18 protein-coding genes are annotated in these 25,890 nt (G+C 65.1%); 4 read left to right on the forward strand and 14 right to left on the reverse strand.

Features of this window, described 5'->3' with window-relative positions; genetic code table 11:
- Positions 1 to 18: 18 nt before the first annotated feature.
- The 10 genes from proS to ACIQ51_RS05260 form a co-directional block, all read right to left on the reverse strand.
- Positions 19 to 1,488: a proline--tRNA ligase gene (gene proS / locus ACIQ51_RS05215; protein ID WP_396203954.1), complete on the reverse strand. Its 1,470-nt coding sequence runs from the start codon at positions 1,486 to 1,488 to the stop codon at positions 19 to 21.
- Positions 1,485 to 2,789, reverse strand: a complete 1,305-nt coding sequence (hisS, locus tag ACIQ51_RS05220; RefSeq protein ID WP_396203955.1) for a histidine--tRNA ligase — start codon at positions 2,787 to 2,789, stop codon at positions 1,485 to 1,487. Before hisS ends, proS begins: the two co-directional genes overlap by 4 nt.
- A 9-nt stretch (positions 2,790 to 2,798) precedes the next feature.
- Positions 2,799 to 4,046, reverse strand: a complete 1,248-nt coding sequence (locus ACIQ51_RS05225) for a bifunctional folylpolyglutamate synthase/dihydrofolate synthase (protein WP_396203957.1) — start codon at positions 4,044 to 4,046, stop codon at positions 2,799 to 2,801.
- Positions 4,047 to 4,156: 110 nt separating this feature from the next.
- Positions 4,157 to 5,026, reverse strand: a complete 870-nt coding sequence (accD, locus tag ACIQ51_RS05230; protein ID WP_396203958.1) for an acetyl-CoA carboxylase, carboxyltransferase subunit beta — start codon at positions 5,024 to 5,026, stop codon at positions 4,157 to 4,159.
- Positions 5,027 to 5,146: 120 nt separating this feature from the next.
- On the reverse strand, positions 5,147 to 6,412 hold the full coding sequence (gene rodA, locus ACIQ51_RS05235) for a rod shape-determining protein RodA (protein ID WP_396203959.1): 1,266 nt from the start codon (positions 6,410 to 6,412) through the stop codon (positions 5,147 to 5,149).
- Positions 6,413 to 6,415: 3 nt separating this feature from the next.
- A complete protein-coding gene (gene mrdA, locus ACIQ51_RS05240; protein ID WP_396203960.1) occupies positions 6,416 to 8,176 on the reverse strand; it encodes a penicillin-binding protein 2 in 1,761 nt (586 codons plus the stop codon).
- Positions 8,177 to 8,204: 28 nt separating this feature from the next.
- Complete coding sequence (gene mreD / locus ACIQ51_RS05245) at positions 8,205 to 8,714, reverse strand: rod shape-determining protein MreD (protein WP_396203961.1); 510 nt, start codon at positions 8,712 to 8,714, stop codon at positions 8,205 to 8,207.
- Entirely contained in the window at positions 8,714 to 9,835 is a 1,122-nt protein-coding gene (gene mreC, locus ACIQ51_RS05250; protein WP_396203962.1) for a rod shape-determining protein MreC, read from the reverse strand. Before mreC ends, mreD begins: the two co-directional genes overlap by 1 nt.
- A 33-nt stretch (positions 9,836 to 9,868) precedes the next feature.
- On the reverse strand, positions 9,869 to 10,906 hold the full coding sequence (locus tag ACIQ51_RS05255) for a rod shape-determining protein (RefSeq protein ID WP_396203963.1): 1,038 nt from the start codon (positions 10,904 to 10,906) through the stop codon (positions 9,869 to 9,871).
- Between the two features lie 382 nt (positions 10,907 to 11,288).
- Complete coding sequence (locus tag ACIQ51_RS05260; protein ID WP_396203964.1) at positions 11,289 to 11,846, reverse strand: DUF4402 domain-containing protein; 558 nt, start codon at positions 11,844 to 11,846, stop codon at positions 11,289 to 11,291.
- Positions 11,847 to 12,299: 453 nt separating this feature from the next.
- Here ACIQ51_RS05260 and ACIQ51_RS05265 point away from each other — a divergent pair, with 453 nt between their 5' ends.
- From ACIQ51_RS05265 to ACIQ51_RS05275, 3 genes are all read left to right on the forward strand, one after another.
- The gene (locus tag ACIQ51_RS05265; protein ID WP_396203965.1) at positions 12,300 to 15,701 is read left to right on the forward strand and encodes a hypothetical protein; all 3,402 of its coding nucleotides are present in this window, start codon (positions 12,300 to 12,302) and stop codon (positions 15,699 to 15,701) included.
- Between the two features lie 65 nt (positions 15,702 to 15,766).
- Positions 15,767 to 16,663, forward strand: a complete 897-nt coding sequence (locus ACIQ51_RS05270) for a hypothetical protein (RefSeq protein ID WP_396203966.1) — start codon at positions 15,767 to 15,769, stop codon at positions 16,661 to 16,663.
- Between the two features lie 82 nt (positions 16,664 to 16,745).
- Complete coding sequence (locus ACIQ51_RS05275) at positions 16,746 to 20,381, forward strand: PKD domain-containing protein (protein WP_396203967.1); 3,636 nt, start codon at positions 16,746 to 16,748, stop codon at positions 20,379 to 20,381.
- Positions 20,382 to 20,544: 163 nt separating this feature from the next.
- Here the strand turns inward: ACIQ51_RS05275 and ald are convergent, their stop codons facing one another.
- The 4 genes from ald to rpsO all read right to left on the reverse strand — a co-directional run bounded on the left by ald (position 20,545) and on the right by rpsO (position 25,496).
- A complete protein-coding gene (ald, locus tag ACIQ51_RS05280) occupies positions 20,545 to 21,660 on the reverse strand; it encodes an alanine dehydrogenase (protein WP_396203973.1) in 1,116 nt (371 codons plus the stop codon).
- A gap of 25 nt (positions 21,661 to 21,685) precedes the next feature.
- The gene (locus tag ACIQ51_RS05285) at positions 21,686 to 23,050 is read right to left on the reverse strand and encodes a M16 family metallopeptidase (protein ID WP_396203969.1); all 1,365 of its coding nucleotides are present in this window, start codon (positions 23,048 to 23,050) and stop codon (positions 21,686 to 21,688) included.
- Positions 22,950 to 25,154, reverse strand: a complete 2,205-nt coding sequence (locus ACIQ51_RS05290; RefSeq protein WP_396203974.1) for a polyribonucleotide nucleotidyltransferase — start codon at positions 25,152 to 25,154, stop codon at positions 22,950 to 22,952. Before ACIQ51_RS05290 ends, ACIQ51_RS05285 begins: the two co-directional genes overlap by 101 nt.
- Positions 25,155 to 25,235: 81 nt before the next feature.
- Complete coding sequence (gene rpsO, locus ACIQ51_RS05295) at positions 25,236 to 25,496, reverse strand: 30S ribosomal protein S15 (protein ID WP_026850731.1); 261 nt, start codon at positions 25,494 to 25,496, stop codon at positions 25,236 to 25,238.
- Positions 25,497 to 25,630: 134 nt separating this feature from the next.
- Here rpsO and ACIQ51_RS05300 point away from each other — a divergent pair.
- On the forward strand, positions 25,631 to 25,890 hold a 260-nt coding region (locus tag ACIQ51_RS05300), incomplete at its 3' end, for a protein kinase (protein ID WP_396203970.1).

Consider the following 25,890-nt stretch of genomic DNA (forward strand, 5'->3'; position numbering starts at 1 on the left):
TGCGTGCGCCAGGGGACGTCAATACGACCGTGCCCACACGACCTCGTACTTCGCGGGCTCACCGGTGACCATGCAGGTGGTCGGCGCCTCCGGCGAACGGAACTCGGCGTCGGGGATCACGCGAATCGTGGCCTTCGTCTCCTCCTTCACACGGGCCTCGATTGCCGGGTCACCATTCCATCCGGCATAGACGAAGGCCCCCGGCCCTTCCATCACCTCTTTGAAACGATCGTAACTGATACGCTCGCGGATGGTGTTGGCCTCGAGCCGGGCACGGGCGGCCGCGAGCATATCAGCCTGTATGGTATCAAGCACGACCGGCAGCTCGGTGCGCAGCGCGTCGAAGGCAATGGGACGCTTCTCGCGCGTGTCGCGGCGGACCAGCATCCCCGACGCCGATGCGAGGTCGCGCGGGCCGATTTCCATGCGCAACGGGATACCGCGCAGCTCCCAGTGGTAGTACTTGGCGCCAGGCTTGATTCCCACACGATCGTCCACATGCACGCGGATGCGCTCGTGGTCGGGCCGCTTGAAGCTTCCCAAATCCTCAGCGATGCGCTTGGCCGCCTCAATGGTCGCCGAGCGCTCTTCGTCGGTCTTCCAGATCGGCACAATCACCATCTGGATGGGCGTGAGCTTGGGCGGTAAACGCAAACCGTTGTCGTCGCCGTGGGTCATGACGAGCCCGCCGATCATGCGCGTGGAGACGCCCCAGCTGGTATTCCACGCATGATCCTGCTGCCCCTGTTCGTTCTGGAACGTGAGGTCGAACGCTTTGGCAAAGTTCTGTCCGAGATTGTGCGAGGTGCCCGCCTGCAGTGCCTTGTTATCCTGCATCATCGCCTCGCAGGCATACGTGCGCAGTGCGCCGGCGAACTTCTCGCTATCGGTCTTCTGGCCAGTGATTACCGGCATCGCCATCCACCCTTCCATGAACTCGCGGTAGACGCCGAGCATGCGCCGCGTCTCGGCCTCCGCCTCGTCGTGGGTGGCGTGTGCGGTGTGGCCCTCCTGCCAGAGGAACTCCATCGTGCGCAGGAAGAGTCGCGTGCGCATCTCCCAGCGCACCACGTTGGCCCACTGGTTGTAGAGCAACGGCAGGTCGCGATAGCTCTGTACCCACTTGGCGAACATCGAGTAGATGATCGTTTCGGACGTGGGACGAACCACCAGCCGCTCCTCGAGCTGCTTGCCGCCGCCCAGCGTGACCACCGCACACTCGGGAGCGAAGCCTTCCACGTGCTCGGCCTCCTTCGAGAGGAAGCTCTCCGGGATGAACAGGGGGAAATAGGCGTTCACATGCCCGGTGGCCTTGAACATGTCGTCGAGCGCGCGCTGCATCCGCTCCCAGACCCCGTAGCCGTGCGGGCGGATCACCATACAGCCGCGCACCGGCGAGTAGTCGGCCAGCTCGGCACGAAGCACGAGCTCGTTGTACCAGTCGCTGAAGTTCTCGGCGCGGGTGGTCAGCTTCTTGTCGTCACTCATGACACGGATCCATTCGTCGAGGAGGCCCAGGCGCAGAGCGCCTCGAGCGAGGTGAAGGTCTGATCGTCGTGGCCGGACCGCCGCACGCGCCAGGGCGCGTCGCTACTCATCGGATCCACCACCACGAACGTATGCACGCCCGCCTTGCGGCCGGCTTCGAGTTGCTTGTCGAGCTTCTGCGCTTTGAGCGCATATTCCACCACCCACCCGGACTGACGGAGCGCGGCAGCCGTCTGCAGCGCCTCGCGGGGGGCTGAGGGGCTATCAGGGGCTTGCGCCACCCAGAAACCCGGCGCCACATCGCGCGACTGCATGAGGCCCCGTGCGCGGAGCAGTTCTCCGATCACCACGTCGCCCATGCCGAAACCGAGTGCAGGCAGATCGGCGCCGCCGAGGGACTTGAGCAGATTGTCGTAGCGTCCGCCCCCGCAGATCGCTCGAAACTCGCCCACGTTGTCGAAAAGTTCGAACACGATGCCCGTGTAATAGGCGAGGCCGCGGACAATGGTGAGATCGAAACGCACCCACGTGGCCACCCCGAGCGCATCGAGCGCCTCGAGGTAGGCGGCGAAGCGATCGAGGTGTGGCCGCACCACCGCGGACCCTCCGAATCGCGCCTGTACCGCGGCGAAATCAAGATCACCGAAGCCGAGGATCACCTCGGCTGTGGCCTCATCGAGACCCGCTTGCGCGAGCTTCTCGGCCGATACCTCGCGGGGTTGGCGCTCGAGTTTGTCGAGCACCGCGTACACACCAGTCCACACCGGCTCGGCGATCCCAAGATCCTCAAGCAGTGCATTGAGCAGCCGCCGATCGCTTACGCGCGCCCGCACGTCGGTGTCGCTCAGGCCGAATGCGCGCATGATCTCGACGGCGATCGACAGCAACTCCGCATCGGCGAGCACATCCGACTCGCCGACAATGTCCACGTTGAGCTGAAAATGCTCACGCAACCGCCCCTTCTGAGTCCGCTCGTACCGGAAGAGCTGCGGTAGCGAGAACCAGCGGACCGGCTTGCGCAGCGTCTGGGCTTTGGCTCCAACCATCCGGGCGAACGTCGGCGTCATCTCAGGGCGCATGGCCACTGGCCGGTCACCCTTGTCCACGAAGTTGTACAACTGCGTGACGATCTCGTCGCCGCTCTTCTGGGTGTACAGCTCCAGCGGCTCGAGCGGTGGCCCATCATACTCCAGAAACGCATAACGCCGCACGACGCGGCGCCAGGTTTCGAAGATGTGGGCTCGCTCGGCGAATTGCTCTGGGTAGAAGTCGCGGAATCCAGGAAGCGGCTTTTGTGACATCCCGGAAAGCTACCGAGCCACCGGATGCACCTGCAACCGTTCCATGGCATCTCCCACGGTGTGAAATGACCCCGTCACCAGCACCGTGGCCGCCTCGGCCCGCGCCTGCGCGAGTGCACTGGAGAAGTCATCGATTCGCTGTACCGGCAGTCCCTCGCTCGCGGCCCACGCGTCGACCTCCTGCAGGTCCCACATCCGGCTCGCCGGCACCGTGGGCGCCATGGTGACCACGATCCGCTCAGCCGCCCTCGCGACCGCAAGGAGGATTCCACGCCAGTCCTTGTCGCGCAGTACACAGACCACGGCCGTCAGTGGCTGAGGCATGCCCACGGCAAGGAGGTTGGCGACCACAGTCGCCGCCCCATCCGCATTGTGGGCGACGTCGAACAGCCACGGCTCAGCCCGATGAAAACGGCCAGCCAGCCAGACCCCCTTCAGGAGGGTTTCGGCGCGCGCCTCGACCTCGGCCCAGCGCCCCCCCGCTCCTCTCAGCATCGCCAAGGCCACCGCCGCATTGTGCGCCTGGAACTGCCCCACCAGTGGCGTCGTCAATCGCCGGGAGGTACCGCCCACCGTAAGCGAAAAGCTGGTACCGGCGGCGTCCACGACGATGTCGTGGACCTCCCAATCGCGACCCGTCACGAGGATCGGATGGGCGCCACTCGCTTCCGCACGCGCACGTAACAGCTCACGGATGGATGGATCGGTATCGCCCACCACCGCCGCCGTGCCGGACTTGTAGATGCCGGCTTTCTCCCCAGCGATCTCACTCAGGGTGCCGCCGAGGTACTCCATGTGGTCGAAGCCGATCTGGGTCACGCCGGCCGCGACGGGAGACACGATGTTCGTGGCGTCGAGGCGACCGCCGAGGCCCACCTCCACGACGGCCACATCGACCCCTTCATCAGCGAAGTGCCAGAGTGCCATTGCCGTGGTGGCCTCGAAGAAGGTGGCCCCCAGCTCCGTGAGGAGCGGCTCCCACTCCGTCAGCCATGCCGCAATCTGATCATGGGACATCGGCACGCCGTTCACCACGATCCGCTCGGCAAAGTTCACGAGATGCGGCGAGGTATAGCGCCCGACCCGGAGGCCGGCGCCACGGAGCATCGCGTCCAGCGTGGCGACCGTGCTGCCCTTGCCGTTCGTTCCGGCTACGTGAAAGACCGGATAGGCCCGCTGCGGCGCTCCGATGGCAGCGAGCAGCGCGGACACACGCTCGAGCCCGAGGCGCCAGACGCCGCCCGTTCGAGCGAACAAGCGGCGGAGCGCCGCGTGGTACGCCGACTCGGCATCGTCGAGATGCGAAGTGTGAAGGTCGAGCGCCGTGGCGGTACGTGGGGCTAGGGGATCCAGCAGTCGTCCCGTGTTCAGCTTTCGAGCTGATCGTGCCCGGCGGCCGCCGGCCGGCCTGTCATGTGACGGAGCAACCGCGCGATAGTGGCCTTCATGTCCTTCCGGTGCACCACCCGATCCACCATCCCCTTCTCGAGCAGGAACTCGGCGGTCTGGAAGCCCTCCGGGAGGTCCTGACCAAGCGTCTGCTTGATCACGCGCGGGCCGGCAAAGCCAATCACCGCCCCCGGCTCGGCGAGAATCGCATCCCCGAGCATCGCATAGCTGGCGCTCACGCCACCAGTGGTGGGATTGGTCAGCACCGAGATGTACGGAATGCGGCGCTCGGCCAGCTGGGAGAGCACGGCGGAGGCCTTCGCCATCTGCATGAGGGAGAGAATGCCCTCCTGCATGCGAGCGCCCCCGGACTGCGATACGATCACGAGCGGGTGCTTCTTCTCAAGGGAGCGTTGGCCAAGACGGGCGATCTTCTCGCCAACCACCGAGCCCATCGACCCTCCCATGAAGGAGAAGTCCATGACCCCGATGCCGATCGGCATGCCCTCCACCAGACCCGTCACGGTGAGAATGGCGTCGGTGTCGCCCGCGTTGGCGAGCGCACGCTTCAGGCGCGTGGGGTAATCAGGAAACCCAAGCGGGTCGACGGACCGCAGTTCGCCGCCCACTTCCACGAGGGAGCCCTCGTCGAGCACGGCCGTCGCAAAATCCCACGCGCGCATCCGGCGGTGAAAATCGCAGGCCGGGCAGACGTTGAGATTGCGGAGGAACTTGTCGCGGATGTCCGTGTGCCCACAGGCCTCGCACTTCTCCCATGTCTCACGGGGAATCTCGAGGCGCTCGCGTCTCGGCTGACGGGGCTTCTTATCCTTTCGGAACCATGCCATAGACGGGGAAAGATCGGAACTTGTGACGCGGAAGGCTAGGCCTTGCGCATGCCGTGGGGCGCCACACCGAAGATCCGATTGACACCTGCCAGCGCGGCCCAGGGGGGATCCGTGGACGGATCAGAGACCAATGGCGTCCGGCTGCCCACGCCCCTCGGACGAGATCCGAAGGAGGACCGCCACCGCCAGCCAGCTCACCAGCAAGAACGATCCGCCGTAGCTGAAAAAGGGAAGCGGAATACCAGTTACTGGCATCAGATTCAACGTCATGCCGATGTTGACGATGACGTGAACGAGCCACGCCGACATCAGCCCAAACGCCACAAGGCTCGGGAAGGCGTCGGCAGCACGTGCCGCGACCCGCGTACTGCGCAGGAACAGCGCCAGGAAGAGCGCCAACGCCACCACGACTCCGAGGAACCCCAGCTCCTCGCCGACGATCGCAAAGATGAAGTCGGTCTGGCGCTCGGGCAAAAAGCTGCCCCGCTTTTGGGTCCCCAAGGTGAACCCCTTGCCGAAGAGTCCACCCGACCCGATCGCGACCTTGCTTTGGATGACGTTGTAGCCCGCTCCCTGGGCGTCGTAGGCTGGATCGATAAAGACCAGAAACCGTCGCTGTTGATAGGGTTTGAGCTTATCCCAGAGAATCGGTGCGGCCACGCCCATGACCAGATTCACCACGATCAACACGGCCCCCTCCGCGAGATACGGGCGGTACCAAAGGACGAGGGCTACGAGGATCAGGAACCACGCTCCCCACACGCCGGTGCTGAAGGCGAGAATCAGGCTGATCCCCGGGCTGGCCAGCATGAGCAGCAGCTGCCACGGGACGCCTGCCCAGAAGAGCATGGCGAAACAGATGCCAATAAACACCATGCCGGTCCCAAGGTCGGGCTGCAACATGACCAGCACCCACGGCACACCAACCACTGCCAGCGGCTTCCAGAGGTCCAGCAGCGAACGGATGCTGTCGCGTTGACCGGCGAGCACGCGGGCCAGCATGAGCGTGGTCGCGAGCTTGGCCAATTCCGAGGGCTGCCCAATGCGACGCCCGGCGACCGTGAGCCAGCCACTCATACTACGTGCCGTGCCGCCGCCCGACCCGAACACGAGCACGGCCAGAAGCAACACGATGCTCAGCAAATACAGGGGCCAGGCGCTCCATTCGATCAACCGGACCGATGCCCGGCTGACCACCCACCCCGCGCTCATGGCGACGCCCAGCAAGAGGAACTGTCGTCGCCAGAGCATTTCGAGGCCAGGGTCCGGCGAATCATTTTGCCCGGCAGAAAACACCATGGCCAGCCCAAACAGCGACAGCAGGAGCGCGGTGAGCAAGAGGGGCACATCGATGCTCTGACGGCGAAGCATTCCGGTAGTGGCCATGCGTCAGTCGTTGGTGACCACGTTGAGGGTGAGCTTCGCCTTGAGGAATTTCTCCATCAGCTTGGTCGCGACCTTTGCAGCGGTCGATCCGTGGAGCCCTTCCTCGATAATGATGGCGACGACGATCTTGGGGTCGTCCGCAGGGGCATACCCTACGAACCAGGCGTTGTCCTCCTGCCCGTTCACTTGGGCCGTGCCCGTCTTTCCGGCAATGGTGAGCCCCTGGATCTGGGCACCGGCGGCCGTGCCGCGGGTGAGCACGTCAGAGAGCGCGAGCTTGATGCCCGCCAGCTGCTCTGGAGTCACGTTGAGAATGCGCGTGCGCTCGGCCGGGCGGTCGACGACGTGCGGCGTGGCAGCGTAGCCATCGGTGGCAAGCGCCGTGTAGAACTTGGCCATGCTGATCGGTGTCTGCGCGTTGTCAGCCTGGCCGATCGACAAGCTGAGTACGACGGACTTGTTCCAGCCACGGGCGCCGTACTTCCGATCGAAATACTTGGTGTCGGCAAACCATACCGGGGTCCCCTCGAAGGGGAGATCCACACCGGTCTTCCTGTTAAAGCCAAGCTTCACGCCACCAGCGAGCAGGTTGGTGAGGCCGATGCGCAGGCCCAGTTGGTAGAAATACACGTCACAGGACTTCGCGATCGCCTGCGCCAACGTGATGTCACCGTGTCCCTTCTTGTCCCAACATTTGAAGACGCGCCCGTAGTAGTAGCCGCCCGTACACGGAGTGGGCATCCGCGTGTCCATCGTCACCAGTCCGCGCTCCAGCCCAAGCACCGCGGTCGCCAGCTTCCACGTGGACGCCGGCGCGTAGGTACCCGCAAGCGCGCGGTTCACGAGGGGGCGATGAGGATCCGTTCGCAGCGCCTCGTAGAAGGAGAACGGGGCGCCCCCGATGAACTTGTTGATGTCGTAGCTCGGGGCGCTATACAGCGCGAGGACGCCACCGGTCTTTGGGTCGAGCGCCACCACGGCGCCGCGCAACGAATCGCCGAAGTACTCGTGCGCGAAGCGCTGTAGCTCGAGGTCGATATTGGTGCGCAATGGCTGCGGGGCCTGCGGAGGCACCTCCGGGCGTACCCCATTGTCGCGAACCACGCGATTGCGGGCGTCGACCTCTACGAAACGCTGGCCTTCCCGTGCCCGCAGCCGCTCCTCATACTGCAGCTCCAGGCCGCCCTTGCCCACCTGCTGCCCCGCCTTGTACCCCTCGTAGCGAGGCTGCGCCAGCTGGGCCTCGGAGATTTCTCCTGTGTACCCGACCAGCGCCGCCACGGCCGGACCATCGGGATAGTAGCGCTTGGGCGTGCTCTGGATGATCAACCCCGGGAACTCCGCGCGACGCTCCTCAAGCACCGACACCACCTGAAAGCTGGCGTCATTGAAGATCACGGCGGGGCGTGTAGGCGCGGCGCGATAGCGCCGAAGCGCAAGCGCCTGCTGCGCTGAATCCACTGCAATGATCTTGGAGAGGGACTGCAGCGCCGACTTCAGTGAATCGGCGGTGGGGGATAGGATCGAGACCGAATACCCTGGCAGATTCTCGGCAATAATCTGACCGTTCCGGTCGTAGATGATGCCGCGCGCTCCCGGCAGCGGAACCTCACGTAACCGGTTGGTTTCCGACACCAGCACGAACTCCGCGTTCTGCAGCACCTGCGTGCGAAAGAACGCTCCCCCGAGCGCGCCGAAGGCGAGGAGGAGAAACACACGCGCCACGCGTGCGCGCTTGAGTACGGAATGCGGATGGTAACTCACCGCACCGCTGAATCGAACGCCGTGACGCTCACGACAACTGCGGTCGGTACAATGGCCGGAACAGCACGAGCAAGAGGACCGCAACCAACGCGGTGAGTGCCGAGGACAGCGGCGACCAGACGAGCAGCGTCACCAGCAGTGACCCACCAGCGCCGGGTCCGGTGAGGAGCATGAGCGCAACGTCGCTCCCCCACTTGGCGAGCGACACAAAAAGCCCCGTGAGCGCCACGTGGTCGGCGAAAAAGACCGCCTTGAGCCACGAAGCGCCAAACGATACGCAGGTGAATACGAGTGCCGTAGCGCCGAAGCCCGCAGGAGCGAGCGAGTCAAGTGCCAGACCGGTGATGAATCCGGTAAGCGCGGCGACTCCCGGACGCAAACGCACCGCGGAAAAGAGTACGGCGACGATGGCAAAGTCGACCGATGCGCGGCCCGGGATGAGCGGGCGAACCGCAAAGTGCGCCGTCATGAGCAGCGCAAAGCCAAGCCACGCTCGAAGGACGCTGGCTGCGCCGGACGTCTGCTGTGGACCGCGCATCACCGCCGACCTCCGGGGGCACGTGTCGGGCGTGCCGGAGACCGTGGTGCCGGCGGCTTCGCGCCAGAGCGACGGGCACCCATCGAGCCGGCGGGTCGTGCCGACTCACCGGCCGCCGCCGGCGCGGGACGTCGCGCGAGCCCACCACCGATCGTATCGGCAAGGACGCTGCTGTCCGCGGCGAGCGAATCGAATGCCGCGCGCCGTGCGGCGAGCTCATCCAACGCAGCATTGCGCGCCAGAGAATCCCCGGCCGCCGCCACTGCCCGCGCGGCGCTGTCTGCCGCCGCTACGCTGGTCCATACACCATTCACGCCGCGCTGCGCACGTGCCGGCAGCAACACGAAGACGGGCCCGATATTCTCGGGCAGCACCGCGGGCTTGATCAGATACGTGCGCGCCCATTTCTCGGGCGTGGAGAGTTCGCCGATGACCGTTCCCACGGGAATACCGCGCGGATAGGTCGCGCCGAGGCCGGAGCTGACGATGAGGGTACCCGTGTCGAGCTTTGCGCGGAATGGCACGCCGCGCATCTCGAGCAACCATCGTTCGGCGCCGCTCGCGAGGTGGGGCTGAATGATCCCGAACGCGCTCTGGTCAACGCTCATGGCACTCACCCGAAAATCGGGGTGCGCCCAGGCGATCGCTGAACTCATCCCGGGATCCACGCTCTCGACCATTCCCACAAGCCCATCCGCGGTGACGACCGGCAGAAAAGGCTGGATACCGGCGTCACTTCCGGCGGTGAGGGTAATGCTGAACTCCTCAACGCCGCGGGCCGGCAGAACGTCGGCCGGCACGAATCCATCCCGCAGCCGCGCCGATAATCCGAGCAGGGCCCGCATCGTCGCGTTTTCGTCACTGATCGCCCGAAGGCTCAGCGTGTCAGTCAGCGCACGGCCGCCCGCGACCAGCAGCCCCGGCCTCGCGTCGATCGCCGCGCGCATGGCTGACGCACGCGCTTCAAGACGGATCAGCGGAGACAACACGGTGCTGCGCAGCACCCCAGAAATGCCTTCGCGCGTACGCTGCGGCGAGAACAACGCCAGCACAGACAACGTCAGACACACCAGCACGAGGCCGGTGTCGAGACGCCCTTCACCGCGAACGTTTCGAGCCACGCGCGATCAGGGAAAGAGAGTGTGGTGAACGACTCAGGTGGTCAGGACGGACCAGTACTTCTCTTCATCATCGAGGATCTTGCCCGTGCCTCGCACCACGCAGGTGAGCGGATCTTCGTCCACGTGAATGGGCAACCCGGTCTCCTGGCTGAGTAGCACGTCGAGGCCGCGAATCAGCGCGCCGCCACCCGTCATCACGATGCCGCGATCCACGATGTCGGAGGCGAGTTCCGGGGGCGTGATCTCGAGGGCGCGACGGACGGCATCGACGATCTGCTGGATCGGCTCCTGCACCGCCTCTCGGATTTCGCTGCTGTGCACGCGCACCGTCTTCGGGATACCCGATACGAGGTCGCGCCCCTTTACTTCCATCTCGCGCTCCTCGCCAACGGGATACGCGGACCCGATCTGGATCTTGATCTGTTCCGCCGTGGGCTCGCCAATCAGCAGGTTGTAGTTCTTGCGCATGAACTGCACAATGCTGATATCGAGCTCGTCACCACCGGTGCGGATGGACGTATCGCTCACGATCCCGGACAACGCGATCACCGCGATCTCCGTGGTACCGCCGCCGATGTCGATGACCATGTTGCCCGTGGGCGATTCGACCGGCAGCCCCACACCGATCGCCGCCGCCATTGGCTCCGTGACCATGAACACCTCCTTGGCACCAGCGCCAAGCGCGGAGTCGCGGACCGCGCGCTTCTCCACTTCGGTGATCCCGGACGGCACGCAGACGATCACGCGCGGCTTCACCTTGAACACGTGCTTGTCGATGACGAGCGTGAGGAAATACCGGAGCATCTTTTCCGTCACGTCGAAGTCCGCAATCACGCCGTCCTTCATGGGCCGCACCGCCATGATGCCGTCGGGGGTGCGCCCGAGCATCCGCTTTGCCTCAAGGCCAACGCCCTTGATCTTCTTGGTTTCGCGGTCAAGCGCCACGACCGAGGGCTCGTTCAATACGATCCCCTCGCCCTTCACATAGATCAATGTGTTGGCGGTACCAAGGTCGACGGCGATGGCATTCGCCGGGAAGAACGTATTCGTCTTGCTAAAGGGCCAGAACATCCGAAGGCTCGGGGCGGCGCGAACCCGTCCGGACGGGCGGCCAGGTGAAAACGCACGGCGCCGACCGAAAGCCGACGCCGCTACCCTTGAAAAGCTATCGGACGACCAAGGCACGGACAAGCTATTCCTGTACCATGCCCTACGAGACGCCACCGCAGGGCCCCCACCGCGCCCCGCCACGGTGACCCGCCACGGCGGAAGACCTCATAGAGGCCGAATCCGCCGCAGCTGCCAACGGGGGCCCTCGACGCCCCCGCACAGCCCGTTGGCAGGAAACCGTGCGCTGCCCCTCCCCCCTGCCGAGCCGGCAGCGGGCAGCCAGCACGCCACCGTGACCGCACCCGCTCTACGACTGATCAGGACGACCGCGACCCAACGGACGTCAGCTGCCGGTGTAATTGACCGCCACGCTGATCGTGCCGGTATATGTACCGGAAGCCTGACTCGCCCCGGGCGTGGCGGTCGCTCGCAGGCGCAAGAAGTAACTCTGGGAGCTCATGGCGGCACCGCCCATAGTGACCGTCAGCGCGTTCGAGCCGCCCGTGTTGAGCGCCACGGTCGTCCCGCTCGCATCCGCGTCGGTGGTGCCATGACGAAGTTCCACGGCGCTCAATGGAATCTCATGGACACCCGCGGCGATGCTCGCAGGTACCGTGATGCTCAGCGCGAGTTCTGCCCCGCCTTCACCAGTGATGGTGAATCGAGCGCGGCCGCTGCTCGCGGCATTGTCGGTCCAGGCAATGGTTTTCGCAGAAAATGGCGAGAACAGGTTTCCGAACCGCAGCGCCTCATTGCTGGTAATGGCGAGCGGCGTAAACACGCGGGCGCTTACCTGTGTGGAGGCCGTCTGCGTCGGGCTGGATTGGGCTATCGCACCCGAGTGAACGGACATCAGCAGGGCCAGCGCGCAGATCATGGTGCGCTTGTCGGGAAGGATCATTGTCAGTCCTCGCGCAATGTTGAGTTGTGAGCAGGAACGAATGTCCCCGGCGCTGCAACGGCTAAAGAGGCGGCAGAATGCCGAGTCCACAGACCACGCGATCGAACACGCCGTTCTCAAGTATCGCGCACACGAACTGGAACTTTAGCGGTCGCGCACCCCTCACCCATTCGCCGATCCGACAACGTGATGGCCTCCCGCACAACCCGGATTCAAGTCGGCGAAGCGACATGACGATACGGACACCATGTGGGGACGGCATGTGGCCAGCCTCCGCCCGCCATCGCCCTCATGCCGACTACTCCACCAGCCAGCCCGTCGCTCATCATGAAGAGCCCCGCGCGTCCGAGACTGTCGGCGTGCCTCGCTCGGGCACTGGTGCTGTCGTCCGTGTTTGGGGTGTCGCCACGCCACTCGGCCTACGCTCAAGCGGCAAGCGTCTCGCCCCATGCCGTGCTCCTATCGGACGTACGTCCGAGTGGCGCGCTGACCGTGCTCAACCCCAACGATGCGCCGATTAACGTCGCGCTGAGCACGCGCTATGGCTGGGTCGCCACGGAGCACGGGACCGGACGCACCGTCGTTCGCTTCGCTGACGATTCGGTGGCGCCACCCAACTCCGCGGCACGTCTCGTTCGCTTCGCTCCCGCACGCTTCCAACTGGCGCCTGGGTCCTCGCAGGTGGTCCGCTTCATCGCCGTGGCCCCGTCCACGCTCGAAGACGGAGAATACTGGGCCCGTGTGACAGTCGCGGCGAGCGCGGCGAATGACGACGCGAGCGACTCGACCGTGCGCGTCCACGGCAGCGTGAACATCGAGGTTCAGACCGTTGTGCCCCTCTTTCTCCGCAAGGGACGGCTGGCGACAGCGCTGACAGGCACGCTTCCGCGCGTCACGCGCCATCACGATACGCTGCGTGTGCACCCGAAGTTCGAGCGCATGGGGAGGGCGGCAGCGATCGGCATGCTGCAGATCGAGATTCTCGACCGCGACAACACGGTCCTGACGACGGTGTTGCGCCAGTTGGCGGTCTATGATCACCTCGAACCCCGCTACGATCTGGCGCTGCCGGCAGCGGTGCTCCAGCGTGCCCGACGGGTGCGGCTCACGGTGAAAGCCAATCGCCCCGACCTGCCGGAAGGGCTCCCACTGCCGTTCCCTCCGCTCATCCTCTCGGCGGACGTGGACTCCGCCACTCCGACCGAGGCCTGGCCACCCGACGATGCACGAGGGAGCCGAGGCAGTGCGCCCCCGACAGCCGCCGTCGAGACGGCAGGTGGCAGCTGCCTGGTAGCGTCCTCATCTACTGGACTGTCATCACCAATGTGGGAGACACCAGAGCCGCGCCCGGACGGAGCGGTGGCGAGTCCGCCAGTCCATGCACCCGAGCTCGCCTGCTACGGACCGGGGGGGGAGATAGAGGTGCATCCCCCGGCGGACCATCCGAGCGACACCGCCACCGTCATCCGTGCCCCACCCCGCCCCATCCCGGTGCCCGTGGCCGACGATGCCCTGGCCATTCTTTCGGTGGTCTACGGCGACGAGGAACTCGGGACCATTCTCACTCAGGACAGCGGGACGCCGAATCGTCCGCTGCTGCCGCTGCTTCGCTTCGGGATGTTGGTCGGCGCGCAAGTCCACTTGACGCGAAGTGACTCAGCGATTCGTGTCCACATGCCATCGGTGCTTCCCACAGAGGGCGTTGTCGATCTCTCCACGGGCCGTGCCTCCCGGCACACGGTTGGAGCGCGGAGCGAGGTGCGGACCTTCGGCCCCAGGAGCGCGCGGCGCGTGGACGATGACTGGTTTGTGGACGCCGACGTATTGGAATGGCTGACGGGCATTGGTCTCCGGATTGATGTGCCGACTGCGACCCTGTTGCTCGAGGCTCGACGCGAGCGCATTCCGCGCTTCTCAATGATGCTGGCACGTCGGGATCGACGACTCACGACCAATGACCCGATGCTCACGGTGCCGCTCCGACCGTTGGAACGGGTGCACTGGAGCGGCCTCTCGCCGCAGTCCCTATCGGCGACCTATCTCCATAGTATCGACAACCAGACCGGCGACTTCTCGAGTGCCATCACCATTGGCACGACCGTGCTGGGGGGCGGGCTGGCCGTCGACGTCCGGTCCAATCGGTTCGACAAGCGAACCCGCAGCACTGCGGACGTGACGTGGATGGGAGGCAGCCCTACCAATCGTTTTCTGCGTCAATGGCGGCTGGGTTCTGGCAGTAGCACCGGGCCTGTGTCGACCACGGGGCGAGGCGTTTCCCTCTCGAACTCGCCCTTTCTCCGTTCGCGGCAGCTCGGTGCCGTCGTGCGCTCGGGTAAGGCACCGCCGGGGGCCGAAATAGAACTCACCAGAAACGGTCAGGTCATTGGCGTCACCTTGGCGGATAGCAGTGGCCAGTGGGCCTTGGCCATGCCCGTCGATTTCGGACAGAACACCATTGAAATCGCGGTCTACACCGCCGCGGGCGTGACGCGGCAGGCGACCTTGCTGAGTCTTGAACAGGACCTTATCCCCGCACGTACCATCGAGTACGGTGTGACCGTTCAGGACAACGACACGCCTGACGGTGAATGCCGTCGCCGCCGCTCCCCGTGCGGCTATCTGTCGAATGCCGACCTGCGCGTCGGCCTGGCCACACGGTACACGGCACGTCTCGGCGCCTATGCCCTGCGCCCGCACGATGGTGGCGCGCGGCAGCACGTGCCGTATGCGGCACTCGTGGCGTCACCGGTAGACTGGATGCAACTCCGCGGCGAGGGAACAGCATCGGGTTGGTGGCGTGCGCGTGCGGTGCTGCAACCCAACTTGCATCTCCGGCTCGAGCTAGGCGAGGAGACGATGCAGCCGGGTCACGTTCCATTCTGGCTCCAGCAGCAGGCGCAGTTTCGTACCCGGGAGCGAACCACTGCGGTGACGGTCCGCCCGTTACGCGATCTTGGGCGCGCGTGGCTCTCCTCCCAGTGGCACACGGCGGAGGGTGTACACGGCCGCATAGACATGATGACCGGCACGGCGGGGGTACGAATCTGGCGGACGCTCGTGCAAGCCACCTTCGACCACGTCAGCAGCTACGACTCACTCGGTGGACGCTTCACCACGGCCACACGTGGGGCCTCGCTTACGTTCCCCCAGATTCCCCGAGGACCGCAGTGGCTCCGTCGCAGCTTTGTCATGGTAGGTGGCGCGGTGGATGCACAATGGCAGCCGAGGGGGCTGTCGAGCCAGCTGAGTATGAGCCTGTTCCGTCGTCTCTACATGCAGGGGAGCGTAGACTGGGTCCGCGGCAACCGTACCCCATCGTTCCGCATGCAACTGCAGCATCAGGGGACGCTCGCCATGCTGTTTCAGGACATTGCCTCCGGGGTTGGCGGCCGCATGCAGAGTTCGACCACGATGATGGGCACGGCCGCCATGTCGGCACACCGGCAAGGCGTGTTGCTCAGCAGCGACTTTGTGGCACTCCGGTCCAGCGTGAGCGGCATCGCCTACGAGGACCGTAACGGGAACGGTCGGTTCGATCCAACCGAGCCACGGCTCCCCGATGTGGCCATCCGGGTGGCGGGTCAGGTGGTACGCACCGACGAACAGGGGCGCTACCTGGTGCGTGGGCTTCCCGTCATGGATGCCATTCCGGTTGCGCCATCGAGTGAGACGGTACTCGTCATGGATGGGCGTACGCTGCTGCCGGCCATGGCACGCGAGTGGGCGATGCTGGTACCCTATGGAGAAACACGCATCGATGTGCCGTTCGCAGAAGCGACCGTCTCGCCGAACCAGCCGACTGACTCGTCAGGCGCTGGTTCCCCGCCGCGAGCGCCTGAATCACGGAGGCCGTGATGGTGCGCGCGCCTGGTCATGGGGCCACCGGCGTATCGATGAGGGGCGTGCTCGCGCCCCTTGGAATGATCGGGATACTCCAGATGGTTCCGATCGCGCCCGGTGGCGCACAGACCCTTCGTCTTGTCCCGGTGCAGCCTCTCAGCTTCGGGCAGCTCGCGCCGCGCCAAGCGAGAGTCATCGCGCCCATCAGCGTGAGCGCTGCTGTCTTTTCGATCCAGGGCCCTGCCAATGCCACGGTGATCGTGACCACAACACTGCCCACGCTCCTCGCCAATCCCACCGGCGGATCGCTGCAGATCGGCTCGTGGGCCGCAACGGTGGCCACTGGTGCGAGCGGAACGCCAACCAACGCAACGCCGGTAAACAACGGAGATCTGGCAATCACGCTTGATGCTGGCGGGATCGGCCTGCTGCGAATCGGCGCCAGTGTGCAACCGACCTTGGCGACGCCCAGCGGTACCTTCACCGCATCGATCGGGCTGATGGCCCGAGAGCCAGTCAGCGGGCGCTTGAGTCTGACGGCTCAGGCGCCGGTGATGGCCTCCGTGCTGCAGCCCATCACGATCTCGGCGATTCCGATGTATTTCCCGGCGGTCTACACCGGGACGCCAGCCACCATTGCCCCCGACGACGTGCGAGCACTGCGGCTGGTGCTCGATGGCGCCGCCGCCTCGTCGGTCGACGTGACCTTCGAGTCGCTCCCGGCTGCGTTGTCGAACGAAGCCGGATCCGCATCCTTGTCGATTGGCACCTGGCGTCAGCGGACCGGTGCCGATTGCAGCGGTGCAGCCACCGCTCCACTAACGGGGACCACGGTAAGCCTTCCCCTCGCGCAGGCCATAGGGGCCGGCGCACGTACCGCCATTTGTCTCGGTGCCACCGTCACGCCAACAGCCGTGCAGCCTGGAGGGCTGTACACCGGTACCGTGACAATCTCCGTCCGCTATACGGGTTCGTAACCCACTACGACGCTCAGGCAGGATCCCCATGTCTCTTGCGATCACGCGTTCGGCATACGCATGTCGTCGTGCTCTTGCCACGGTGCTTGCTTTTGCGGGCTGCCAGCGGGACCGGGTTCTACCCACGGTGCCACTGGACCAACTCGGCGATCAGCGCACCACGACGGTGAATGTGGCGCCCATGGCACTATTCACCGTATCGCCGCGCTGGCCCCGGCCCGGCGATACGGTCACGGTGGATGCGTCATTCTCGATCGACCGGGACGGGAGCGTCGTAGCCTACGAGTGGAGCCTGGGTAATGGCACCACGCAGATCACCGGCGCTCGTGCCCGCACCGTGTTTGCCCGCGCCGGAAGCTACCCGTTGAGCGTGACGGTGGTGGACGACAGCGGCAGCCGGAGTACGCGCACTCTCAACCTCACCATCGCCGCCAGCGGCCCTCCTGCCACTGCGGTCGACAGTACCCAATCGCTGGTCGTCGCGGCGAGCACCTCCTGGCTTGCCGCGGCCACCACGCTGGTCACCGTGACCGCACGCACGGTGCAAGGACTGCCGGTACCCGATGTACCAGTGTGGCTGAGTGGAACCGGACGCGACTGGCGCGCCGTGCAGCCCAGCGCGCTCACCACTGCCGCAGGCGTCGCCACCGGCACCGTCAGCAGCCCGATCACGCAGAGCGCGCAGCTGCTTGCAATTGCCGACTATACCCTGCTCCGCTCTGTGCCTGTCACGATCGGCGCCACCAACCTCAGTCTCAGCGGGAGTACGCTCCGCCTCACGGACCCCACCGTGACCTCAGCCGCCGACAGTACCCTTGTCGAGGTGACGGCGCGCGACACCGTCGGCAATCCACTGATCGGTGCACTGGTCACGGTCAGCGTGGCGGGCGGCACCGCTACCGTGCGTAACGAAGGCCCCACCGACGGCAACGGCCGACGCGTGGTGACCGTGGTGCCCACCGCGTGCGGCGGCGTGCCGCTTTCGGTTACGGCCAGTGTGAACGGCACCGTACTACCCACCACCGCCACCTTTACGGCGAGCGCCCCCGCTGCGTACAGCGTGTGTGGTGCGGCGCTCTGGTTCGATGCCGACGCCCCCGGTACGATCATCCAGAGTGGGGACGTCCTGACGGCATGGCATGATCTGAGCGGGGCAGCCCGCCATAGTACGACAACAGCTGGACCGCTCGTGGTCACGGCCGGTTTCAATGGCCGCACCGCGCTTCGATTCAACGGCAGCAGCCACTTCGTGCCGATGGCCGATGTGGCCAGCGGCGCGCCGTACACGGCGTTCGTGATCGAACGCCGGCGATCGTCCCGCTCATCGAACTTCGTGCTGGGTGGCACTACGACAAGCTCCCGCAATAACCTGCTGCTTGGTTACAGCACCACTGACGCGCTGCGGCTCTCACACTATGAGGCGAACCTCGATGCCAGCGTGGCGGCATTCACAACCCTCGCGGCCGAGCCGGGGCGCGTACTGGGGGCGCGCTGGACGAGCGGGGCTCGATCGCTGCAAGTGAATAATGCAACCGTTGCCACGGACGCCACGACAGGGAGCGTGCTCTCGTGGAGCGGCGCTGCCGTGGGCCGGCTCAATCTCGCTGGCACCATGGTGTTCTACGATGGCGACGTGGGAGAAGTCCTGCTCTTCCGGCGCGCCCTGAGCGACGCAGAACGTACGACGGTGAATCGCGCCCTCATGGCCAAGTGGTCGCTCGGGACCCTCACCGCGGTCGCTGGTGACGGCCAGACGGGGACGGTCGGGGGAACCCTGCCGGTGGCGCCACGCGTGCGCGTTACCGATGACAACAGCACGCCTCTCACAGGCGCGACCGTCAGCTGGCAAATCCTCACCGGAGCAGGCACACTCAGCACCCTGATCACCACCACGGACGCCAACGGGGACGCGTTCGTCACTTGGACCCTTGGCGCAAGCGGCACCAATTCGATCCGCGCGCAATTCGGTGCACGGAGTGTGGACTTCACCGCAACAGCGGGCGGCACGTGCATTGGCAGCACCTCAGTCTGTGATGCCGCCCTCTGGGTAGACGCATCGGATGCCAGCACAATCACGACCAGCAGCGGACTGGTCACGGAGTGGCGTGATAAGTCAGGGTGGTCCCGTCACCTCACAGCAACGGCGACCTCCGCCCCACGTGTGGAGCCCAACCCGCTGGTACTGAGGAACATGCTGCGGTTTGATGGGACCGACTTTCTGACGCTGACCAATCGGGCGTTAAACGGTACCGGTGCCTACACGATCCTCGTGGTCGAACGCCGTCGCTCGGTTGATCCCGGGGCGATCCTCGGGCGCGGTGCGGCAAGTGGCGCCCCCACCCCCATCCTCGGCTATGCGTCGTCCTCGACCGCATTCGTCTCACACGGGAGTAGTCCGCTTGTTGGTACCGTCTCGGCCTTCACGACGGCGACGGCGCATCCCACCCGCGTATGGGCGATGCGGTACATGAACGGCACACGCTCCTTGAGCATCAACAATGCGGTAATCGCCACCGATAACGCCGTCGGGAACATCACGATGAACAGCGGCGCGACCATTGGCCGCCACGAGGCCAGCTGGTACAACGGTGACCTCGGCGAGATTGTCCTGCTCCCGCGTGCTGCCACCAATGCCGAACTGGAAGCGCTGACCCTGTTCCTGATGGGAAAGTGGGGAGCGGGCACGCTGGCGATCGACGCGGGGAACGCCCAGAGTGCCAACGCCGGTACGAGCCCGTCCGTGGCCCCGCGCGTGCGCCTGACCGACGGAAACGGGAACGGCATTCCCAACGTGATCGTGGCATGGCAGGTCACAGGTGGTGGCGGTCGCGTGTACGGGCTCAGTTCCTATAATGCGATGACGAGCGCGTCAGGCCACGCGAGCATTCCGAGCGGAAACTGGATACTCGACAATGGCGCGAACGAGCTCACCGTCTGGCAGTCGGCATCAATTGGTCAGGGTCCCAGCTTGACGATGACCGGTAACGGCCTGTTGCCTGGCACACCCACCCTGCACCTCGATGCACAGCACGGGGCGTCGTTCACGCTGAATGGATCGGCGATCACGACGTGGCGTGATCGCGCCGGATCGAGCAGAACGGTCGAGCAATCGATGTCCAGCCTACGCCCCACGTATTCGGCCAGCGGCATCAACGGTCGACCTGCGGTCGTGTTCGATGGTGCGAATGACGTGCTCGTGGGTAACAGCGTGAGCTATGGGATCAGCGGCGCCCGTAGCCTCTTCGTTGTCCTCCGCACGACGGGGAGCGTCGTCAGCGGGACCTGTACCGACGGGGCTGGCCAGTACCTGGTCGACCGCAATACCGCCAACCTGGGCGGTAATCCGCTCACCAGCGTGAAGGCCGTCGGTGGCCGCTGGGTCGTGCAGTCTCGAACAGACAACGGGAACAGTCTTGGCTGTGCACCAATTTTGGGCGGCATCACGATCACGACGAATGCGACCACCCTCGTTGGGGCGGTGCAAACGACGAGTACACTCACTGTCTACGGCAACGGCCTCTGGACCGGAACCCTCCCGATCTCGGGCACCAATACGATGCAGCCCATCGCTCTTGGACGTCATGGCGATCAGTCAGCCAGTCCCACGCTACCCGGGGCGATTGGGGAAGTGCTGGTCTTCCCATCGGCCCTTTCAACAACCGACCGACTGATCGTCGAGCGCTATCTCGGTTGGAAATGGGGGGTGACTGTTCCTTGAGGTGAGTGTAGCGCCGGCGCCGGTCGTGGGCATGTTCATGGAGTGAACCGACCTATTGCCGAAGCACAATCGCATTGTGGTGGCGACCATTCGTATGACGGCAAAGCGGCACGGTGCAAGGAGCACCGTGCCGCCGCGTGTGACCAGTACCTGCGTAATCCGCTCAGCTCAGGAACATTTCCGGAGCGGCGAGGTCCATGCCGAAAGCATCCGCCACCCCCTTGTAGGTGACCTTCCCCGCCGACATGTTGAGTCCCTTGAGGAGCGCGCCATTGTCCTTGAGCGCGGCCTTCCACCCCTTACTGGCTAGCTGCAGCGTGTAGGGGAGCGTGGCATTCGTGAGTGCCAGCGTGCTCGTGCGCGGTACAGCCCCCGGCATGTTGGCGACGCCGTAGTGAATGATGCCGTCCACGGTGTACGTGGGATTCTCGTGGGTCGTCGGCTTGATCGTTTCCACGCAGCCACCCTGGTCCACGGCCACGTCCACGATCACGGCGCCCGGACGCATGCGCGCAAGATCCTCGCGGCGGACGAGCTTCGGGGCCTTCGCGCCCGGGATGAGCACCCCGCCGATCACGAGGTCGCAAGTGCTGATCTGCTCGAGGATGTTGTGGCGGTTGCTGTGGACGAGCTGCACGTTGGCGGGCATCACGTCGGAGAGGTAACGCAGGCGCTCGAGCGAGAGATCGAGCACCACCACCTTCGCGCCCAGTCCGGCCGCCATCTTGGCGGCGTTCACCCCCACAATGCCGCCGCCAAGAATGACAACCTTGGCGGGCGCCACGCCCGGTACGCCGCCGAGAAGCACACCGCGGCCACCGTACAACTTCTCGAGGTACTTGGCCCCTTCCTGCACCGCCATGCGCCCTGCCACCTCGGACATCGGGATCAACAAAGGCAGATCGCGGTTGGGAAGTTCAACCGTTTCGTAGGCAATGCACGTGGCGCCGCTGGCCAGGTGCGCCTTGGTGAGCTGCTCGTCGGCAGCGAAATGGAAATACGTGAACAGCGTGAGATCGCTGCGGAGATACTGCCACTCCACGGCAATCGGCTCCTTCACCTTGAGCAACAGCTCCGCTCTGGCCCACGCAGTGGCTGCATCCGGCACGATCGTCGCGCCGACCGCCGTATACGCGCTGTCCTCGAAACCGCTACCAATGCCTGCGCCAGTCTCGATGTAAACCTCGTGACCGCTGGCAACGAGGGCCTCCGCGCCCGCCGGGACCAGCGCCACGCGGTTCTCATTCGTCTTGATCTCCTTGGGTACGCCAATACGCATCATCGTTCTGGATAAGGGGAGTTCGTCAGCGCACGGCCCGAGGACCAAGGCTCACGAGAATGTGTCGATCCGGATCGAAAAAGTCCTGCGCGACCTCGCGCACCTGCTCCTCGTCGATGGCATCTACGAGCGCCATCAGCTCGTCGATCGTGCGGAACGGCTCGCCGTACAGCGCCGTCGTGGCCGCGCGATACATGCGGGAGGAAATTCCCTCCATGGACATCACCAGCTGTCCACGAAGCTGACGCTTCCCCGCCGCCAACTCTTCCGCCGAGAGGCCGTTGGTCGCCACGTCACGCAGTACGTCGCGGACGGCATCGAGGGCCTCTTGGGCGCTCGCCGGTGCGGTGGCCACGTACACTCCGTGAGCCCCCGTGTCGGCATAGGCACTGCTGAAGCTGTGCACGCTATAGGCGAGCCCCAACTCCTCCCGCACCTTCTGAAACAGCCGCGAACTCATGCCCCCGCCGAGCAGCATGTCCACGAGCGCGAAGGCGAAGCGTCGCGGGTCTCCGTGACGGATCCCCTGCCCACCGAGCACCATGTGCGTCTGCGCAATATCCTTCCGCTTCACGTGTTCGGCGTGCGGCCCTGCCACTTCGACCGGATCAACCGCGAAGGGCGTGGTGTCACCGCGCGGCTCATCGAGCCACCCCGTCTGCCCGAGGATGTCGAGCAGCTGCTGATGCTCCACGCGTCCAGAGGCGGCCACCACGAGTCGCCCCGGGTGGTATGCGCGGGCGTGCAGCCCGCGAAGGTGGGAGACGTCGAGCGCCTGCACCGTCTCGCGGGTACCGAGGATCGCATAGCCATGCGGATGATCGCCCCACAAGGCGCGATTGTGCACATCAAAGATGATGTCGTCGGGCGTGTCGTCGACCATGCTGATCTCCTCGAGGATGACCTTGCGCTCGAGCGCAAGATCCTCGGGACGAAGCAGCGGATGGAAGATCAGCTCCCCAATCACGCTCGCCGCATCGGCGAGGTGCTCATCAAGCACGCGCGCCTGATACGAGGTGTGTTCACGTTCAGTGTACGCATCGAGCGAACCGCCGAGCGTTTCGAGGGACAAGGCGATTTCCTGGGCACTTCGGCTGCGCGTGCCCTTGAATACCATGTGCTCGAGCAGATGGGAGACCCCCATCTGCTCGCTCTGCTCGTGCAACGTGGCTGCGCGGACCCACGCCCCGAAAGCAACCGACCGCGCTCCCGGAACGGCTTCCGAGAGCACGGTCAGTCCATTGGGGAGATCCGTACGGTGCAGCTGGGGCGCCGAAGCGCCCGAAGCCTCAGCGCCGATCGCGACCACCGCCGTTCCGTCCACCACGTCCACCACGATCGCCGCCGCGATCACCGCGCTCTCCGTCATCACGACGCGGCGGGCGCTCACCCTGCGGCTCGTCGACCATGCCTTCCGGCCGCGGCAGCAACGCCTTCATGCTGAGGCGCAGGCGGCCACGCTCGTCACGGTCAACGAGCTTGACGGTCACGCGATCGCCCTTCTTGCACACGTCCTCCGGCTTCTCGACGCGCTCCCACCGCATCTCCGAGACGTGCAGCAGCGCTTCGGTTCCGGGCATGATTTCCACGAAGGCGCCGAACGCGGTTACCGTCTTGACCGTGCCTTCGTACGTCTCGCCCACCACGGGTTCGGCCGTGATGGCCATGACCATCTGCTTCGCACGCTCCATGCTCTCGCCGCCAACGGCGGCGATGGTGACGGTCCCGTCGTCGTCCACCGTCAGTTCGGCGCCGGTCTCTTCCTGGATGCCGCGGATGTTCTTGCCCTTCGGGCCGATCAGCTCACCGATCTTGTCGACCGGGATCTGCACCGTCACGATACGCGGCGCGTACTGCGACAGCTCCGCACGCGGGGCGGCGAGCGCCTTGTCCATCTCGCCGAGGATGTGGAGACGCCCTTCCTTTGCCTGCGTGAGGGCCTCTTCCATGATCTTGAGGTCGAGCCCCTCGATCTTGATGTCCATCTGGATGGACGTGATGCCTTCCGTGGTGCCCGCGACCTTGAAGTCCATGTCGCCGAGGTGATCCTCGGTGCCCAGGATGTCGGTGAGGATCGCGTACTTCTTGCCTTCCTTGATCAGGCCCATCGCCACACCGGCGACCGCCGCCTTCATGGGCACGCCGGCATCAAACAACGCCAGCGAGCCACCGCACACCGAGGCCATCGACGACGAGCCATTCGACTCGAGCACGTCGGAGACGATGCGGATGGTGTACGGGAAGTCGGCGAAGTCGGGGAGCACGCCCTGCAGCGCACGCTCGGCGAGATTGCCATGACCGATCTCGCGGCGGCTGGTGCCACGCATCGGACGCACTTCACCGGTGGAGAACGGCGGGAAGTTGTAGTGCAGCATGAAGGAGCGCGTGACTTCGCCCGCTTCCTTGATGGAATCGAGGCGCTGCGCATCCTTCGCGGTGCCCAATGTCGCGGCCACGAGCGCCTGCGTCTGACCACGCGTAAAGAGCGACGAACCGTGTGCCCGCGGCAACACGCCGTTATCGACACTGATGGCGCGCACTTCATTCGGCTTGCGGCCGTCGACGCGGAGATTCGTATCGAGGACCTGCGCGCGCAGCTCGTTGTACTCGACGTCGCCGAGCACACTGTTGATATCCTTGGCGTTATCGGGGAACTCCACGACGAGCGCCTCGGCGAGCTCCTTCTTCGCGCGCTCGATCGCTTCGATACGCGTGTGCTTGTCCTTCTGGTTGAGCGCTTCGCGAATGCGCCCCGACGCGGCGTCCTTGACGCGCGCCGCGACGGCCTCGGGCGTCTCGGTCTTCGTCCACGCCATCTTGGGCTGCTTCACCTTGGCGAGCAGCTCTTCCTGCGCCGCGATGAGCTCACGAATGCCATCGTGCGAGAGACGCAGCGATTCGAGCACGTCCTCTTCGGACACTTCGAGCGCGCCGCCTTCCACCATCACAATGGAATCCTTCGAACCGGCGACCACGAGCTCCATGTCGGAGAACGCGAGCTGCTGGAAGGTGGGGTTGAGCACCCAATGGCCCTGCACCCGGCCCACGCGAACACCGGCGATGGGGCCGAGGAACGGAATCTTGGAGGCGTTCAGCGCAAACGATGCGGCCACGAGGGCCAGGACGTCGGCGTCGTTCTCCTGATCGGCGGAGATGACGTAAATGAAGACCTGAACTTCGTTCTTGAAGCCTTCCGGAAAGAGCGGCCGGATCGAGCGGTCGATGATGCGCGCCGCCAGGATCTCGTGATCGTGCGGACGCCCTTCACGCTTGATGAACCCGCCCGGAATCTTGCCAGCGGCGTAGGTCTTTTCCTTGTATTCGACCGTGAGCGGGAAGAACGGGAGCGGGCTCTGGTTCTCGCTAACGGTCACGGCGGCGAGGACCATGGTCTCGCCGAACTGCACTACTGCGGATCCCGCTGCCTGCTTCGCCATCCGACCGGTCTCGATGACCAGGGGGCGACCGGCGAACGTCCGCTCGATTCGATGCATCATCTGCTTTGTAGCCTCATGAGAACGCAAATCGCGCGGGAGGCAACAGTGCCCCCGCGCGACGACGTGACGGAACTCAGCTTAGTAGCGGAGCCCAAGGTCCTGGACGAGCGTGCGATACTGCTGCACGTCCGTACGCTTCAAATAGTCCAGCAGACGGCGGCGCTTGCCGACCATCTTGAGCAGGCCGCGGCGACCATGATGGTCCTTCGCGTGCGTACGGAAATGACCCGTCAGGTAGTTGATGCGCTCCGTGAGGAGGGCAATCTGTACGCGGGTCGAACCGGTGTCCCCTTCGTGGGCCCGGTACTTGTCGATCGTGGTAGCCTTGTCGAACGCCATCGTCGTTGTATTCTCAGCCGTTATCCGAGCTGTCTTCGCGCATGGTGCGCGACGCACATCGCGGGTCTGTAGCGCGCAATTGCAGGTAGCACGGAAGCTTACACGCGTCAGCCCCCCCTGTAAAGGACCTCGCCGTGCCCAACCGCTATCTGGGGCGCAGAATTGGCAAGTATCGGGTCACCCGCTTGTTGGGGACGGGAGCCTGTTCGTGGGTCTACGAGGCCGTGGACCAGGATCTCGAGATCCCCGTTGCCCTGAAGATCCTCCGGCCGGAGTTCGCCGGCCAGGAGCAGGCCGAGACGCGCTTCCGCCGCGAGGCGGCCACCGCCGCGCGCCTCCGCCACCCCAACATCGTGTATGTGCGCGATGTGGGACAGGTCGACGGCACCGCGTT

It is taken from the genome of Gemmatimonas sp. (genome assembly GCF_044344655.1).
In the GTDB taxonomy this organism is placed as follows: Bacteria; Gemmatimonadota; Gemmatimonadetes; order Gemmatimonadales; family Gemmatimonadaceae; genus Gemmatimonas.

What these genes read in the sequence shown, in the direction of transcription:
- rodA (WP_396203959.1), bottom strand. Translation starts at nt 6,412, where the DNA reads ATGGCCACTACCGGAATGCTTCGCCGTCAGAGCATCGATGTGCCCCTC.
- ACIQ51_RS05260 (WP_396203964.1), bottom strand. Translation starts at nt 11,846, where the DNA reads ATGATCCTTCCCGACAAGCGCACCATGATCTGCGCGCTGGCCCTGCTG.
- hisS (WP_396203955.1), bottom strand. Translation starts at nt 2,789, where the DNA reads ATGTCACAAAAGCCGCTTCCTGGATTCCGCGACTTCTACCCAGAGCAA.
- proS (WP_396203954.1), bottom strand. Translation starts at nt 1,488, where the DNA reads ATGAGTGACGACAAGAAGCTGACCACCCGCGCCGAGAACTTCAGCGAC.
- mreD (WP_396203961.1), bottom strand. Translation starts at nt 8,714, where the DNA reads ATGCGCGGTCCACAGCAGACGTCCGGCGCAGCCAGCGTCCTTCGAGCG.
- ald (WP_396203973.1), bottom strand. Translation starts at nt 21,660, where the DNA reads ATGCGTATTGGCGTACCCAAGGAGATCAAGACGAATGAGAACCGCGTG.
- ACIQ51_RS05290 (WP_396203974.1), bottom strand. Translation starts at nt 25,154, where the DNA reads ATGCATCGAATCGAGCGGACGTTCGCCGGTCGCCCCCTGGTCATCGAG.
- ACIQ51_RS05270 (WP_396203966.1), top strand. Translation starts at nt 15,767, where the DNA reads ATGATCGGGATACTCCAGATGGTTCCGATCGCGCCCGGTGGCGCACAG.
- rpsO (WP_026850731.1), bottom strand. Translation starts at nt 25,496, where the DNA reads ATGGCGTTCGACAAGGCTACCACGATCGACAAGTACCGGGCCCACGAA.
- accD (WP_396203958.1), bottom strand. Translation starts at nt 5,026, where the DNA reads ATGGCATGGTTCCGAAAGGATAAGAAGCCCCGTCAGCCGAGACGCGAG.
- ACIQ51_RS05255 (WP_396203963.1), bottom strand. Translation starts at nt 10,906, where the DNA reads ATGTTCTGGCCCTTTAGCAAGACGAATACGTTCTTCCCGGCGAATGCC.